The organism is Microbacterium protaetiae (assembly GCF_004135285.1).
In the GTDB taxonomy this organism is placed as follows: Bacteria; Actinomycetota; Actinomycetes; order Actinomycetales; family Microbacteriaceae; genus Microbacterium; species Microbacterium protaetiae.
Map to the genome: position 1 here is coordinate 94,075 of NZ_CP035494.1, position 15,680 is coordinate 109,754.

12 protein-coding genes are annotated in these 15,680 nt (G+C 67.2%); 4 read left to right on the forward strand and 8 right to left on the reverse strand.

Annotated features, from left to right (window positions below; translation table 11 throughout):
• Nucleotides 1-916 precede the first annotated feature (916 nt).
• Complete coding sequence (locus ET475_RS00450) at nucleotides 917-1,681, reverse strand: LLM class flavin-dependent oxidoreductase (RefSeq protein ID WP_129384997.1); 765 nt, start codon at nucleotides 1,679-1,681, stop codon at nucleotides 917-919.
• Between the two features lie 178 nt (nucleotides 1,682-1,859).
• On the opposite strand from ET475_RS00450, the gene ET475_RS00455 reads away from it, so the two are divergent.
• The gene (locus ET475_RS00455; protein WP_129384999.1) at nucleotides 1,860-3,671 is read left to right on the forward strand and encodes an SLC13 family permease; all 1,812 of its coding nucleotides are present in this window, start codon (nucleotides 1,860-1,862) and stop codon (nucleotides 3,669-3,671) included.
• 410 nt (nucleotides 3,672-4,081) lie between these two features.
• On the opposite strand, the gene ET475_RS00460 is transcribed toward ET475_RS00455, so the two are convergent.
• Nucleotides 4,082-6,640, reverse strand: a complete 2,559-nt coding sequence (locus tag ET475_RS00460) for an ATP-dependent Clp protease ATP-binding subunit (RefSeq protein WP_129385001.1) — start codon at nucleotides 6,638-6,640, stop codon at nucleotides 4,082-4,084.
• Between the two features lie 147 nt (nucleotides 6,641-6,787).
• Here ET475_RS00460 and ET475_RS00465 point away from each other — a divergent pair, with 147 nt between their 5' ends.
• Complete coding sequence (locus ET475_RS00465; RefSeq protein ID WP_129385003.1) at nucleotides 6,788-7,174, forward strand: VOC family protein; 387 nt, start codon at nucleotides 6,788-6,790, stop codon at nucleotides 7,172-7,174.
• Here the strand turns inward: ET475_RS00465 and ET475_RS00470 are convergent.
• A complete protein-coding gene (locus tag ET475_RS00470) occupies nucleotides 7,160-8,002 on the reverse strand; it encodes a hypothetical protein (protein WP_165310652.1) in 843 nt (280 codons plus the stop codon). The genes ET475_RS00465 and ET475_RS00470 overlap by 15 nt on opposite strands.
• 46 nt (nucleotides 8,003-8,048) lie before the next feature.
• Here ET475_RS00470 and ET475_RS00475 point away from each other — a divergent pair, with 46 nt between their 5' ends.
• Nucleotides 8,049-9,122 carry a tellurite resistance/C4-dicarboxylate transporter family protein gene (locus ET475_RS00475; RefSeq protein WP_242497710.1) on the forward strand — a complete coding sequence of 358 codons (1,074 nt, stop codon included), beginning with the start codon at nucleotides 8,049-8,051 and terminating at the stop codon, nucleotides 9,120-9,122.
• Here ET475_RS00475 and ET475_RS00480 read toward each other — a convergent pair.
• From ET475_RS00480 to ET475_RS00505, 5 genes are all read right to left on the reverse strand, one after another.
• On the reverse strand, nucleotides 9,115-9,540 hold the full coding sequence (locus tag ET475_RS00480; RefSeq protein WP_129385007.1) for a MarR family winged helix-turn-helix transcriptional regulator: 426 nt from the start codon (nucleotides 9,538-9,540) through the stop codon (nucleotides 9,115-9,117). The two genes, ET475_RS00475 and ET475_RS00480, sit on opposite strands and share 8 nt — an antisense overlap.
• Nucleotides 9,541-10,261: 721 nt before the next feature.
• Nucleotides 10,262-10,855, reverse strand: a complete 594-nt coding sequence (locus ET475_RS00485) for a DUF1700 domain-containing protein (RefSeq protein WP_129385009.1) — start codon at nucleotides 10,853-10,855, stop codon at nucleotides 10,262-10,264.
• Between the two features lies 1 nt (nucleotide 10,856).
• Nucleotides 10,857-11,228: a PadR family transcriptional regulator gene (locus ET475_RS00490; RefSeq protein ID WP_129385011.1), complete on the reverse strand. Its 372-nt coding sequence runs from the start codon at nucleotides 11,226-11,228 to the stop codon at nucleotides 10,857-10,859.
• Nucleotides 11,229-11,406: 178 nt separating this feature from the next.
• Nucleotides 11,407-11,820, reverse strand: a complete 414-nt coding sequence (locus tag ET475_RS00495) for a hypothetical protein (protein WP_165310654.1) — start codon at nucleotides 11,818-11,820, stop codon at nucleotides 11,407-11,409.
• Between the two features lie 162 nt (nucleotides 11,821-11,982).
• Complete coding sequence (locus ET475_RS00505) at nucleotides 11,983-12,711, reverse strand: thioredoxin domain-containing protein (RefSeq protein ID WP_165310656.1); 729 nt, start codon at nucleotides 12,709-12,711, stop codon at nucleotides 11,983-11,985.
• Between the two features lie 1,610 nt (nucleotides 12,712-14,321).
• Here ET475_RS00505 and ET475_RS00510 point away from each other — a divergent pair.
• Nucleotides 14,322-15,680 (forward strand): sensor histidine kinase, encoded by a 1,359-nt coding sequence (locus ET475_RS00510; RefSeq protein ID WP_129385017.1) that lies wholly within the window; start codon nucleotides 14,322-14,324, stop codon nucleotides 15,678-15,680.

Sequence of the window (15,680 nt, forward strand, 5' to 3'; positions counted from 1 at the left end):
CGAGTCGCCGAGTCGCCGAGACAAGGGATTTCCACCGAAACCGGGGGCGTCACCCTGGATCTCGGCGGAAATCCCCTGTTTCGCCGAGGCAGACGGCGACGCAGGCGCGCGGCCGGGCGACGCGGGTGCCGACGCGAGCGGCGGCGCGGGACGCGAGGCCGACGCCGAGACGCCGAGTCGCCGAGACAAGGGATTTCCACCGAAACCGGGGGCGTCGCCCTGGGTCTCGTCAGGAATCCCCTGTTTCGCCGAGGTCGGGGGCCGGGGCGGGGCGGACAGGCGGTCGGCGGCGCGGAAGCGAGGGCGGGCAGAGGCGGAGCGAGCATACAGCGCAGACGCGAGGCCGACGCCGAGACGCCGAGACGCCGAACCGTCGAACCGTCGAACCGTCGAACCGCCGAACCGTCGAACCGCCGAACCGCCGAACCGCCGAGACAAGGGATTTCCACCGAACCGGGGGCGTCGCCCTGGGTCTCGGCGGAAATCCCCTGTTTCGCCGAGGCCGAGGCCGGGGCCGAGGCCTGGGGCCGGGGGCGGGTGCAGGGGGCCGGGGGCCGGGGGCCGGGGGCGGGTGCCGGGGCGGACAGGCGGCCGCGGCGCGGAAGCGAGGGCGGGCAGAGGCGGGGCGGGCACACGGCGCGGGACGCGAGGCCGACGCCGAGACGCCGAGACGCCGAGACGCCGAGACGCCGAGACAAGGGATTTCCACCGAAACCGGGGGCGTCGCCCTGGGTCTCGGCGGAATTCCCCTGTTTCGCCGAGGCGGACGGCGACGCGGGCCCGCGCGGCCGGGCGACGCGGGCCCGCGCGGCCGGGCGACGCGGGCGCGAGGCCGGCGCGGGGCCGCGGCGGGGCGCAAGGCCCGGGCCGCTGCGCGGGGCCGACGCGCGCGCAGCCGCGGCCCGCCGCGGCCCCGTCACGCAGCGACGAGTCCCGCCGCCCGCTCGATGAAGGCCCGGTACGACGCGACATCGTCGTCGGCCGTCATCGCGCGCAGCACGACCTCATCCACGGCAGCGCGATAGGCCGGCAGCCCTGCACCATCGGGCGCGAGCACGGTGTCGTCAGCGGAGACGCCCAGACGGGCGAAGTTGGCCGCGTACTTCGGAAAGCGGGCGTACCGCGCCGCCTCGGCGCGCAGCCGCGGCATCCCTTCTTCGTCCAGAGCCGTGCGCACATACAGAGCCACATGCGCGCCCGGCGCAACGACGTGAGCGTCGGCCGACTGCGCGGCGGCGACGGGCGGGGTCAGCCAGTTCAGCAGCATCCCATCGGAATGTTCCACGGCCAGCGCGCGCATCTTGGGTCCGAGCGCGCCGATGACGATCCCGGCGCTCGTGCCGGCGCGCAGCGCGTCGACCGCGTTGCCGACGGCGGCCAGCACAGGACCGGATGCCTGGCCCGAACCGATTCCGAGCATCAAGCGGTCTTCGGGCAGTCCGTCGGCCTTCAGCAGGATCTCATCGGGTGTGTAGCGATCCAGCGGGACGACACCTGTGCCCAGCACGAGGCGCTCAGTGACCTTGGCCGCCTCGTGCAGCCCTGCCAGCGCGTCGCCGCTCGGCGTGTCGTTGACCCAGAGGGCGTACAGCCCCGCGGCCTCGGCGGCGGCCGCTATCTGCGCAATCAGCGCAGTGCCAAGAGTGCCGGCCACTCCGATCGAGACAGGTGCGTCGTTCATGTTTCCGAGTGTGCCACGCGGCGGCGCCCCCGTGCACGAGTGTGCCACGCGGCAGCGCCCCCGGTGCACGGACCGGGATGTCGCAGCCGGGATCCCGCAGCAGGGATGCCGCAGTCCGCGGCGCTGCCCACGCATCGCTACGCTCAGAGAGCAGCCAGACCACCGGAAAGGGGCAGCGATGACCGGCGACCTCGCTCTCGTGCTCGTGCTGCTCGTGGCCGCGATAGCGATGTTCGCGTTCGGCCGCCCACGGATGGACGTGGTGGCGGTCGTCATGATCGTCGCGCTGCCGGTGACGGGCATCCTGACCGTTCCCGAGACCCTCGCTGGGTTCGCCGATCCGAACGTGGTGCTCATCGCTGCGCTGTTCGTCGTCGGCGAAGGCCTCTCACGCACCGGCGTCACCTACCGGCTGGGCGACTGGCTGGCCCGCACTGCGGGGGCCAGCGCGACCCGGCTGATCGTGCTGCTCATGCTCTCGGTGGCGCTGCTGGGCGCGATCATGAGTTCCACCGGCGTTGTGGCCATCTTCATTCCGGTGGCCCTCAGCATCGCCGCGCGCACGGGCATGTCACCGCGCCAATTGATGATGCCGCTGAGCTTCGCGGGCCTTGCCAGCGGCATGCTCACTCTCATCGCAACCACCCCGAACCTCATCGTCGACGCCGAGCTGAAGCGCGCAGGGCACAGCGGCTTCGGCTTCTTCACCATCACCCCGTTCGGGCTGGTGATCCTCGCACTCGGCATCGGCTACATGCTTTTCGCCCGCCGCTTTCTCGGCGGCGAGACCACCGGCGGCGGCGCGAGCAGTCGAACGTTCAGCAGCCTCATCGCCGACTATCGCGTCGACGCGCGCACACACCGCTACCGGGTCGGGTCCGGTTCACCGCTCATCGGCACGAGCTTGGCCGAACTCGACCTGCTCGACCAGCGGCGCGCCGGCGTGCTGATGATCGAACGGACACGCCTGCTGCGCCGCACGGTGCGCCACACCTCCGACCAGACCGTCGTCGCCAAGGGCGACGTGCTTTTCGTGGATGCCGCGTTCTCGAGCGAGGAGCGCGCGCGGTTCCGGCTCGAGCGACTCGCGATGACCGACGGATTCTTCGACGCCTACGCACGTCAGGTCGGCATGGCCGAGGTGCTGATCGGGCCGGATTCGGCGGCGATCGGCAAGAGCGTACGGATGCTGCAGTTCAGCAACGCGCACGGCGTGCAGGTCGCCGGCGTGCGGCACGGCGGACGAACCGTTGACGAAGGATTCGTCGACCTGCGTCTCGCCGCCGGCGACACACTGCTGGTGACTGGCGGGTGGCAGCAGATCCAGCGTCTGGGAGCCGCGCGGCGCGACTACATCCTGCTCGATCTGCCCGCCGAAGCCGCCGAGATAGCGCCGGCGGCCAATCAGGCGCCGTTCGCGATAGCGAGCGTGGTGGTCATGGTCGTGCTCATGGTGACCGGGATCGTGCCCAACGTCATCGCCGCGCTCATCGCCTGTCTGCTGATGGGCATCTTCCGCTGTGTCGATATGGTCAGCGCCTATCGATCCATCCACTGGCCCACGCTGCTGCTCATCGTGGGGATGCTGCCGTTCGCCCTCGCTCTGCAGCGCACGGGCGGCGTCGATCTCGTCGTCGACGGCCTGATGGCCGCTCTCGGCGGGGCCGGGCCGACGGTGCTGCTGGGCGGCATCTTCGTGCTGACCGCGGTCATCGGCCTGTTCGTCTCCAACACCGCGACGGCGGTGCTCATGGCTCCGATCGCGATCTCGACAGCCATGCACCTGGGTGTGTCGCCGTATCCGTTCGCGATGATGGTGGCCCTCGCGGCATCCGCGGCCTTCATGACGCCGGTCTCGTCGCCGGTGAACACCCTCGTCGTCGAGCCGGGACGCTACCGGTTCATCGATTTCGTGAAGATCGGCACTCCGTTCACCCTGATCACGCTCGTGGTCAGCGTGCTCCTGGTGCCGCTGCTTCTCCCGCTGTAGCCCGGCGCCCGCCGCGCGTGCCCGCGCCCGCGCCCGCCGCCCGGCCCGCCCGCGCCCCCGCGCCCTCCGCGCGCCCGTGCCCGCCCGCCATATCAGTCGCCGAAACAAGGGATTCCCGTCGAAACCTGGGGCGACGCCCTGGGTTTCGACGGGAATCCCCTGTCTGGACGCGGGCGTGCCGCGCGGGGAGCGCCACCCGGAGCGGCATGCGCTACCCAGCCGGGCGCGGCGCGCCGCCCGCCCGCCGCCCGGGCCGCCCGCGCCCCCGCGCGCCCGTGCCCGCCCGCCATCATCAGTCGCCGAAACAGGGGATTCCCGTCGAGACCTAGGGCGACGCCCTGGGTTTCGACGGAAATCCCCTGTCTGGGCGCGGGGGGCGCCACGCGGCGCGCCACCCCGCCCAGGGCGCGCTACGCGGCCTGGTGCACCGGCGTCGCGGTCACCGAGAGCAGGTCGTCGGCGGCATCCACCGTCACCGCTCCCCCATCGGCGAGCGCGCCCGACACGAACAGATCGGCGATGCGGTCGTCGACCTCGCGCTGGATGAGCCGACGCAGCGGGCGCGCGCCGTACTCGGGCTCGTAGCCGTGGTCGGCCAGCCACGCCACGGCGGCGTCGGTGACCTGAAGGCTCACCTCGCGCCAGGCCAGCCGCGTTGAGGTCGCACCCAGTAGCAGCCGGACGATCTCGCGCAGCTGCTCGCGATCCAGCTTGCGGAACAGCACGATCTCGTCGATGCGGTTGAGGAACTCGGGCCGCATGGCCTCGCGCAGCTTGGCGAACACCCGGTCGCGCAGGTCCTTCTCCGAGCCGTAGCCGGTCTCGCCCCCGCCGTCGGGCAGGAACCCGATGGCTCCGCCGCGCGAGGCGAGGAACTCGCTGCCCAGGTTCGAGGTCATCACGACCACCGTGTTGCGGAAGTCGACCGTGCGCCCCTGCCCATCGGTGAGGCGTCCGTCGTCGAGCACCTGCAGCAGCAGGTTGAACACGTCGGGGTGCGCCTTCTCGATCTCGTCGAACAGCACCACCGAGTACGGGTTGCGCCGCACGCGCTCGGTGAGCTGACCGGCCTCGTCGTAGCCGACGTAACCCGGAGGGGCTCCGATCAGCCGCGCGGCGGTGTGCCGCTCGCCGAACTCGCTCATGTCGAACCGGATCACCGCGCCCTCGTCGTCGAACAACGACTGCGCGAGCGCCTTGGCCAGCTCGGTCTTGCCGACGCCGGTCGGGCCCAAAAACAGGAACGATCCGATCGGCCGATGCGCGTCGCCCATGCCGGTGCGGTTGCGTCGCACGGCCTTGGCCACGGCCGTGACCGCGGCATCCTGCCCGATCACACGTGCGTGCAGCTCGTGCTCGAGCACGGCGAGTCGGTCGCGTTCGGTCTCGGTGAGCCGCGAGACCGGGATGCCGGTGGCCCGGCTGATCACGTCGGCGATTTCGGGCTCGCCCACGACAGCGTCGGCCTTGGGCGCCCCGGCCGTCCCCGCGATCTCATCCAGCTTGTGCTGCACGTCGGCGATCTGGTCGCGCAGCTGCGACGCGTCTTCGTAGCGCTCGGCCGAGACGGCCGCGTTCTTGTCCGCCTCGAGGTCGGCGAGCTTCTGCATGAGCACCGACACGTCGGCCTGCACACCCAGCCGCAGCCGCAACCGTGCACCGGCCTGGTCGATGAGGTCGATCGCCTTGTCCGGCAACACCCGTTCGGTCAGGTATCGGTCGGAAAGTTCCACGGCCGACCGCAGAGCGTCTTCGGTGTAGGTGACACCGTGGTGCAGCTCGTAGGCGTCTTTCAGCCCATGCAGGATGCGGATGGCGTCCTCGATGCTGGGTTCGCCCACCTTGACCGGCTGGAAGCGGCGCTCCAGCGCGGCATCCTTCTCGATCCGGCGGTATTCATCCAGGGTCGTCGCACCCACGAGGTGCAGCTCACCACGGGCGAGCCGGGGCTTGAGGATGTTGCCGGCGTCCATGCCGCCGTCGCCGTTGCCGCCGGCACCGACCACGGTGTGCAACTCGTCAAGGAAGACGATGATCTCGCCGGAGTGTGCGGCGATCTCGTCCATCGTCTTGGTGAGGCGCTCTTCGAAGTCGCCGCGGTAGCGCGTGCCCGAGAGCATTCCGGGCAGGTCGAGCGCGATCACGCGCTTGCCGCGCAGCTGTTCGGGAATCTGGTTCGCCACGATCGCCTGCGCGAGCCCCTCGACGATGGCGGTCTTGCCGACGCCGGCTGCGCCGATCAGCACCGGGTTGTTCTTGGTGCGGCGAGACAAGATCTCGATGGTCTGCTCGATCTCGCCGGCGCGGCCGATCACCGGGTCGAGCGTGCCGGCCTCGGCCAGCGCGGTCAGGTCGGTGCCGTAGCGGGCGAGCATCGGGGTGTCGGGAGAGGCTGTGCCCTGCTCTGCCTGCGCACCGCCGGCGGTCACGGTCTCGTTCACGCTCTGCGTCAACGACTCGGCGGTGACGCCGGCCCGCGCCAGTACCTGGCCGGCGGGGGTGTCTTGCGCCAGGACGAGCGCGAAGAACACGTGCTCGGGGTCGACGTAGGTCGAGCCCGACGAGCGGGCGACCTGGAAGGAGTGGAACAGCGCGCGCTGCAGCGACGGGGTGATCACTGCGCCGTCGGCTGCGTCGACTGCGCTGTGCGGCGCCGGCAACCGGCCTTCGGTCTCGTGCGCGATGTCGGTCGGGTCGGCGCCGATGCGTCGCACGGCCTCTTGTGCGGCTGCGACATCCATCAGCACTCGCAGCACGTGCAGGGTGTCGACTTCGCGCTGACCGCGCTCGAGTGCGAACTGTGCGGCCTGCTGCAGCACCTCTTGCGTGCGCGCGGTCATGAACCGGCTGAGGTCGACGGAGTGCTGCTGACGCGCGCGTTCACCGGCGAGGTAGCGCGCGAGAAAATCGTCGAACGCGCTCGCGCCGTCTTGGGCGCCTTCGACCGGTGGGGTGCCGTCATCGAACATTCAAAGCTCCTCAAAGTTGAGTCTTAGTGCATCAAGTCTACGAACTTGAGCACTCCGATATCAACTTCAACACGTGTGCTCGGGAAGTATTCCGCGATGTCGGAACCCGCGCGTAGCGTCATGACCAGACGATCAAAGGAGAACACCATGGAATGGCGCATCGAGCTCATTTTCGTACCCGTGACCGACGTCGACCGGGCGAAGGAGTTCTACGAACGTGTCGGCTTCCACCTCGATTACGACCAGGTTCCGTATGAGGGACTGCGGTTCGTGCAGATGACTCCGCCCGGGTCGGCGTGCTCGATCGCGTTCGGCGTGGGTCTCAGCATCGATCTCGAGCCCGGTCGGCAGAACACGATTCAGGTGGTCGTGCCCGACGCCGATGAGGCCCTGGCGCATCTGCGCGAGGTCGGCGTCGAAGCCGAGGGCGTCGACGAGCAGGCATGGGGTCGGTTCGTCACGTTCCGCGACCCCGACGGAAACCGGTGGACGCTGCAGCAGATCCCGGCCCGAACCGGATCAGGCGAGCAGTGACGGGTCGACCTCGTTCCACTTCTGCGCCGTCTGGGCGATCCAGAACGCGGCGAAGAACGCGATGAGTCCGACCTCGCCCACCAATATCCACGGCTGCCCCGCCAGATCGGCGCCAGCCAGCCGCGCGATGCCCACGGCCGCGAGGAACAGGAGGGATGCCGCCATCCCGATGGCGACGACGAGGTAGATCACGCGCCACCGACCCACCGATGCGACTGCCGAAACCACGGCCACCGCCGACATCAGGCCGAAGAACCCCGCCGTCACGACGAGGTGGCCCGTCTGCAGCAGGGCCGCGGGCCAGACAAGCAGCCAGACCAGCATCGCGAGTGCGACGACGACCGCGGCCGCAACGGCGATGACCACGCCCCGCGACATCGTGCGCTGCCCGCGCCCAAGCACGAGTGCACAGCCCGCCCCCACGATCACCACCACGACGAAGGTGATCACGCCGTTGTGCACGCCGGCGGTGTACTCCGCAGGCACGCACGGCGTCTGCCCCGGGCATTCGACACCTGGTGCGTCTCCCACGCCGAGCGGGGTCGGAATCACCGCAATCAGCGGGGCGAACAGGGCCGCGACATCCAGCAGCACCTGCTCGACGCTGTGCCCCGACAGCGCGAGCAACGCGAGGGCCACCGCGAACAGCACGCCGGTGAACACGGTGCGGCCCGGAGTGTAGAACAGCGCGCTGAGCGAGGTGACAGGGCCGTCGGCGGCCACCACGATGATGAGCGAGACCGCGAGGGCAAACACCGCGCCGAGGATCGTCAGGCGAACGTAGCGGTACGTGCGCTGGGTGGAGGTGCTGGCGAGCTGCATATTCACGATCCTGCACCCCACGACCGACACGGGCGACCGCTAGCCTGAAGCCGTGACCACGCCGCTGACTCTGCAGGCCCGCGCCGACGCCGGCGTGGCCGCCCTCACCCCCGGCTATTTCGCGCTGGTCATGGCCACCGGCATCGTCTCGATCGGCATGCGCACCAACGAGTGGTTCACCGTCTCGTTGGTGCTTCTCGTGATCGCCGCCGTCTCATACATCGTGCTCGTGGCGCTGAACATCGTCCGTATCCTGCGTCACCCGGCGCAGATGGCCGAAGACTTCGCCGACCCCGGCCGCGCATTCGGGTTCTTCACGTTCGTGGCCGCGACCGACGTGCTCGGCAGCAGGCTCAGTCAAGAAAGCGGCTACCACGGCGTCGCCGTCGCCCTGTTGTTGGTGGCATCCATCGCCTGGATCATCCTCGGCTACACGGTGCCCTGGACCGCGGTGCTCGGCGACCGCAAACAGCCGCCGATCACCACGGCGAACGGCACCTGGTTCATCTGGGCGGTGGCCAGCCAGTCGATCGCCGTGCTGGCGGCGACCCTCGAGCTCGAGTTCGAGGCCTGGCGGCCCGGCCTGGCACTGCTCGCGGTGTTCTCGTGGTCGGTCGGAATCTTTCTGTACTGCGCAGTGGGCGTGTTCGTCGCGGTGCGCATGCTGACCGTTCCGTTCCGCCCCGAAGACCTCACTCCCCCGTACTGGGTTGCCATGGGCGCCACCGCCATCACGGTGGTCGCCGGCGCGCGCATCGTCATGATGGCCGACGCGCCGATGGTGGATGCCACGCGCGGCCTCATCGCGGGCGCGTCGGTGTTCTTCTGGGCGTTCGGCACGTGGCTGATCCCGCCGTTGGTGATCGCCGGGTGGTGGCGGCACGGGCGCCACCGCATCCCGTTCCGCTACGAGGCGACGCTGTGGAGCATCATCTTCCCGCTGGGCATGTATGGGGTCGGTGCGCAGTTCCTCGGCGACGTCGACAGCCTGCCGATCGTCCACACCATCGGCTATGTGGAGAGCTGGATCGCCATGGCCGCGTGGACCGGCACGTTCGTATGGATGCTGGTGAACCTGTGGCGCACGGTGCTGCGGCCGCCGCGCGCGCCGCTCGTCGTCAGTTGAGGTGCTCGCCGAACGGCTCTTCGTGAAGCCCCTTCAGCGCCGCCGTCAACTGTGCACCCGATGACGCGAACACCGCGTCGAGGTGCGCGAGCCGGGCGTCGGCCTCTTTGAGAGCCGCCATGCCCTTGTCTGTGACGCGGAGGGTGGATGCCGCGCCCGCATGGGCCGTGGCATCCGCCGCCAGCCCGTCATCGACCAAAGCGTGCACCGCCGTATGCGCGGTCTGCACGGTGATCTGCGATCGCCGCGCGAGCTCGGAGAACGAGATGCCCGGCGTCGCGCGGATGTGTGCGAGCAGTCCGTACTTGCGAGTCGTCAGCCCGAGGCCCTTGAGTTGCTTGTTGAGCTGGCCATCCCAGATGGTTCCCAGCGTCAGCAGGGAGAGCACCGGGCTGAACCGGCGTGGCTGCGGGGGCATGCTTCCATCGTAGTCGCGGCGTTCGGTGAGCCTCAGAGGCGCGGGCCGGAGCAAATCGTGAGCGCGGTGTTCGTGTGCGCGCGTACGACGCCTGCCTCAGGCGCCGGTCCGACGAATCCGCATGACGCGCGCCGACTCCCCAGCACCGGCCAGGCTGACCGAGAGGACTCCCGATGTCGCGTTTAGCTCCACCTGTGTCGCGTCGGCATCCCGGTTCCAGATGAAGACGTCACAAAGATGAGGCGCTGCCGTCTATCGCGGCGAGGCGGAACTTGCCACTCTTTTTCGAGCAACGAACCCCAACGAGAGCAGCACAACACCACCGACAAGGACACCCACGGAAGCCCCGACGCCTACTTGCTGGATCCACGTGTCAATGATCGGCGAGTCCTGGCTCGTCCCAACGGTCAGTCCAAGCGCAACGATGGCGCCCAGGACAACAAGAACCGCAGCCCACACGAACAATGGTGTTGGTCGCAATGCGCGTCTGCTCATCAGATTCGAACTCCTCGCTATGAACTTCAGTTCACGGTCGAATTATGATACCGCTCACTACGAACCCCCCGCACGGATATAGCCGATATCGCACAGCCCCACCTCGTCGCCGGGTTTGCTGCACTGCCATGCCCCTTCGGGCCGCTCTGAAACAGGCTCCGCTTCTGCTGCCTCGCGGCTGCGTGTGGCGGAACCGATGAGCGTGAAGGCGAAGACCACGGGGCCATCAGCTGCGCGCCGGAGTGAGCCTTTCCTGAGCAGTTGCGGCGCGCTTCGCCGCTCTGCGTGCTTTCACTGGTGCGGACGTGAAGTACAGCAGCACCGCGATTGCGGTCGTCCCTAGATATCCCGCGACGAAGACGAAGTCGAACCAGATGAGAGCGAGCAGTAGGCATCCCGGTATCACGGCCGTTGACCAGATCTTCACTCTGCGGCTCCAGAGCGCGGAGGTCCACATCATGATCAAACCCAGGGCCCAGCCGATGAAGTACAGGCTCGACCCGACCGCTATCAGCAGGCAGACGGCCCAGACATAGGAAATCGGCTCCCAGCGCGCGAAGAGAGTGATGCGTGATGGCTTGCTGTTCTTCCCGGAGGTCGTCGGAACTTCCGCAGCGACAGCGAGGGGATCGCCGATCTCGGCGATGATGTCGTGAATGGTGATCGGTTCGCCTCGCTGTTCCGCGTCCGATCTGCACTCTACGATGTGGGCCGCGATCTCCGCACGGATGTGCGACGCCGCGTCCGGATCGCGCACGGAGACGGCGCGCTCAACCTCATCAAGGTACGCGCCTTCAACTGCACTGTCATCGACATCCATGTCACCGCGACCTTCCCTCTCCTGTTGTCGTCGAGTCGACTTGGGCGCACGGGGAGAAGACTGAAGCGACGCCGTTCGAGATCATCCTCCAGCCGAGCGTAAAGTCGTCAAGCGCCTCCTGCCCGCGGGTGGTCAGACGGTAATACCGACGCGGTGGGCCCTTCATGGACTGCTCCCACGTCGTTTCGACCTTGCCGGACTCTCGCAGCCTGCCGAGCACCGGGTACATTGTCCCTGCGCTCGAGATCAGGCCCAGCTCCACGAGCGTCGAGGCGAGATCGCGGCCATAGACCTCACGGTCCCGCATCAGCGCGAGCGTCACGCCTTCAACCACTCCCTTGCGGAGGCTGTTCAGCGTGCGGTCATCAACCATGTATTGCATGCTACCTTGTAATGGGCTCTACCGCAGTAGCCTCCGATGCTGCTTATTGGGCTTCTCGGGGAGCATTTGGGTGGTTGCCTGGCGAGTTCATCGATTACGCTCCTGACCGACCCCGCATCGAGATGCAGTACATGGCTTGTGACGCCACATCCTGCATCTCGACGGCGCATCAACCACCCGAATGGTTGTCCCCGTAGCTGTTACCCCCGACCCAGAGGCCGACCCACTCAGTCTTCGTGCCGATCAATGGACCAGTGAACGTTCCTGTGTAGCGTGCCCACGCGGCCCCGTTGCTGTTCTCGGTGGCCTGGCCGATGGCGAGTGTATGAGACGTTTGCGACACGGGACCTCCCCATGACCATGCCCAGTCTCTGACGGCGTTGATCGTGTCCGGTGCGCTTGTCTTGATCGTGAAATCCGCGTGGAACGACATCGACCAGGCGCCAACCCACGTGCAGATCTTGCAATTGGTGTACTTCATCCCGCCGGTTACGGCCTTCTTGGTGCAGCTTTCTACGGAGGCCGGGCTAATGACGCCATCTGCGGTCTGAACCATGATGGCCGGATACTCGAGACTTCTCACGCCCGGAGACGGTACCTTGCGAACGTTTGAGCTAGGCGAGGACCTCCTCGGCAGGATATGGGTCACCAGACTCACATGCGTCACCACGGAGGTCCTCGTGTCCCACGCTGACGCTCCCGTCACCGAGGACGGGCGTCGACGTCTCGCTGCGCTTATCGTCGATCAGGGCTGGTCGAGTGCGACGTCGACCGCCGCCTGCAACCGGTCGGCGTTCGTGTCCTGAATGTCGAACACAGTGCCGTCGACGACCAGAACGGGCACTCCCTGCACGACTTGGGCGGTACCGTCGATGGTCGTGCCGAGCCAGTGGTCGTTGGAGGCCTGCACCCAGTCGCCGAACCTCTGAGTCTCGACGGCGTCGCGGATGTCGGCGGTCACGCCCGCATGCGCTGCCAGGGCGATGATGTCGTCATCGCCGAGTGCGCCCGCATCTGTGGGCTGGTTCTTCTGCAGCAACGCGTAGAACGCAGGGATGGCCGCGCCCTCCCCCGCATCAGCCACCGCCGCAATGGCACCTGCGGCACGCGTCGACCAATCAGTGGCGTCGCCGTGCTTCTCGCTCACGAAGTTGAGCGGGTGGATCGTCAGCGTGACATCACCGCTCGCGACCCACGAGGCGATGAGGTCGCCGGTCTCGGCCTCAAGCATCGCGCAGTACGGGCACGACAGGTCGGTCCACAGTGCAATCTCGACGGGCCCGTCGCCCGCGGTGATCACGTGGTCGCCGAGGGATGCCGGCACTGCGGTGCCCGCCCCCTGCGCACTGGGTGCGGGAGCCGAGTCGCTGGGTGCCGACGCCGGGGAGTCTGTCACTGCGGAACAGCCGGTCAGAGCGAGGGCGCCGGCGATGATCGGTGCGAGCAGGAGTGCGGGAACGCGGGTCTTGGACATGGCCATCCTTAGTGGTCTGACCACAAATCTACGCGGGACGGTTGCGAAGGCTCTCCGAAACCACCGTGACAAAGCAGAGAGTCGCCCCAACCAGTCCGGAACAACGTACGTGCCACCAACCCGATCAGTAGCTGGCCACGAGGATGGCGGCGGCGAGCGCGAATGAACCGGTGACGATCTCCAAGCGGACAATTTCGGGCACCAGTATCTGGTCGTGCAGCGTCCTGGCGGACGGGGCGCGGGTCTTGCTGGTCCGGTCCCCGCGGTGAGGAACCCACTGTCTATCGCACTGATCGTGCGGCAGATGGCCTCGACCCCGAAACGATCCCGGAACATGTCAACGAACCGGATCATCTCGTCGAAGGAAATTCTCCTAATACCGAGCGTTACGAATGGACACCAAGATTCTGGCTCGACGGCAGATGGTCTAAGGCCCGTCTGCCGTTGAGCGCAGCGCCACCCGCATACCTTTCGCCGTCGCCGAGCGGCTCGAGTTGACGGTGGACCCCGCGAAGCTCAACGCGGAATACACCGGACTTGCCGGTTGAACCGACGAGGCGGGCGAGCCTTGGGCTTCGTTGGCCAGACCAATACGCTGCAACCGTGGCATCACCGTCGAGACTTCTCTCCAGATCCGCTGTCGTGTTTCACGCCTTGGCTACACCCGGCGGGAGAACGTTCCTGAGTAAGGCTCACGCAAGTATCACTCGTCCGCAGCTCACGGCTAGTCCCCCTGGCAGCAAGCCCAGGTCGACCATGCGGACTACGTGGATGGCTGGCGCAGCATTCGCCGCGACCGCACTAGCCACAATTGCTCTCGGCGGCTGCACGGCGACACCAAGCGCGCAGGACGTCACACCCCCGGGAGCGACGTCTCCCGGGTCTTCTCAGGCCGCCCCAGCTAGTCAGGCGAGCCCAGCGGAGACCGAAACGACATGTGCGTCCAAGACTGGCGTCTTGGACCGTGGTCCGCGTGCGCACGCAGAAGGCAAAGTCACCGTTGATGAGAGTGGAAACCCTATCGCCTACACGGTGGCAGCGGGGGATGCATGGGAGGCAATCAATTACCGGTTCTGCTCGAACTTCATCCAGGGCCTGAATAGTGACTGGCTCTACTGCGGTGGGCGCACACATGTGATTCAGCCCGGAGACAAGCTCACGCTTGACCCGACCGAGTATCCAGAACCTAAGTGCAAGCGTGGGAGCTAACGACGCGCTACCGCTACCCGGAACGCGAGGAGCCGGACTGCTCTTTGGGGCACCAACGAAGGAGTCTGCCGCGATGGCATGGACCACAGTACACTCTTCCGCGATATCGCAACAGGACACTGCCAGCCGCCAACCGCCGCACGCTCGACTACCTGACAATCTGGGCAACGCGGCACTGCGGCTATGCCCCTCCGTCATCCTGCACGAAAGCCAGCGTAGATGATCGAACGGACGCTCAGGCCCAGGCTAACGGTGACGCGCGCGCACGATCTATCCCCTCCGGCGACCGCGTGCCAAGTCCGACGCGACCAGCTATCCGCGGACGCGACCCCGTGGACCACCACCGGTCGCAAGACGCCACCGGAGGGGCAAGGACACGCACGTTCGCGTACGCTCCCCCTATGTATCGTCGTGAAGATAGTGCGTCGGAGGTGAATACGGCTGACCAGATACGGGCGTCTGAAGCCGCCGCCCGCCTCACTCCTTCTCATACCCTCGAGACTGGAGTGGAAGCACTGCAAGCCTTTCCTTCGGCATTCTTGCGCTCGCGTAAGGCGGCGCTGCTGTTCGCTCTCACCGTCTTCGTTGCGACCCTTCTCCAGGTCCTCGCCGTCCCCGTCACCGCGCTCGTGGAAGGAAATCGAGAGTGGGGACTGATCTTCCCGGAGCCGGTGGTGATTCTGCTGCTCGTCGTGGGATGCATGCTGCAGTCGGCCCCCCTCATGCTGGCAGACCGCGCGCCGCGGTGGACCGTGGTCCTCGCGACGTTGACATACCTGGCTCTTGGGGTCGGGCTCGCGGTCCCTTCGTGGCTGACCGGCATGTATCTCGTCATCGCACTGGCCCTCTTCCTCCTCGGCACGCGTCTCAACCCCACCATTTCGATGGTCTGGGCGCTCTGCGTCATTGCGGTGACGATGGCAGTCATCTTTGTTTGGCTCTTACTCATCGGCACGAGCTACAGCACAGCGACGGGATTCGTATTGGGCGAGAGCGCTCGATTCGCTGCGCCCGCGGCGGGGGCGACGGCACTGGGCATCTGGTGGGGCGCGCAGACCCGTCGCGTGACACGAGCACATGAAGAAGCCGCGCTGGCGAAAGAAGAGCACGCCCAAAGAGTGCGCGACGCTCAGCATGAGGAAAGAGCGAGAATCGCACGCGAACTCCACGACGTGGCTGGCCAGCATCTTGCGGGCTTGATCACTCTTGCGGACGCAGCACTCACCGTCGCGGCAGACAGTCCCGATACCGCACTTGAACTTGTCGGCGAGGTTCGGAGTGAGGGCCGGTTCGCGGCCGCCAGTCTCGCAGGGGCATTGGCAGATCTACAGGACGCCGGGGCGAGAAAGACGGACGCCACCGCAACCGATATCCGCCGCGCGCCAGAACTCGCAGCGTACTGGCGAAGAATCGGAATGAATGTCGAGATGTCAATCGACGGAGAACTACAAGAGCTCCCAGCAGTGGTATCGAGCACAGCGTATCGAGCGCTCCAGGAAGCGCTCACGAACGTCGCAAAGCACTCCCCCGGCTCGTCGGCGCATGTGAAGATACTTGCCAACCGCGAACGACTCGACGTCGTCATCACGAACAACCTGCCAGCCACCACGGTCAAGGAAATACCGGGCATCAGCTTGGGATGGGGACTCGCCGGGATGCGCGAGCGCGTGGAACTGCTTCAAGGCACCCTCACGGCAGGAGCGAACGCATCTCGCCAATGGCAACTCGCCATATCGATCCCGATGTCCACCCTCCTCTAA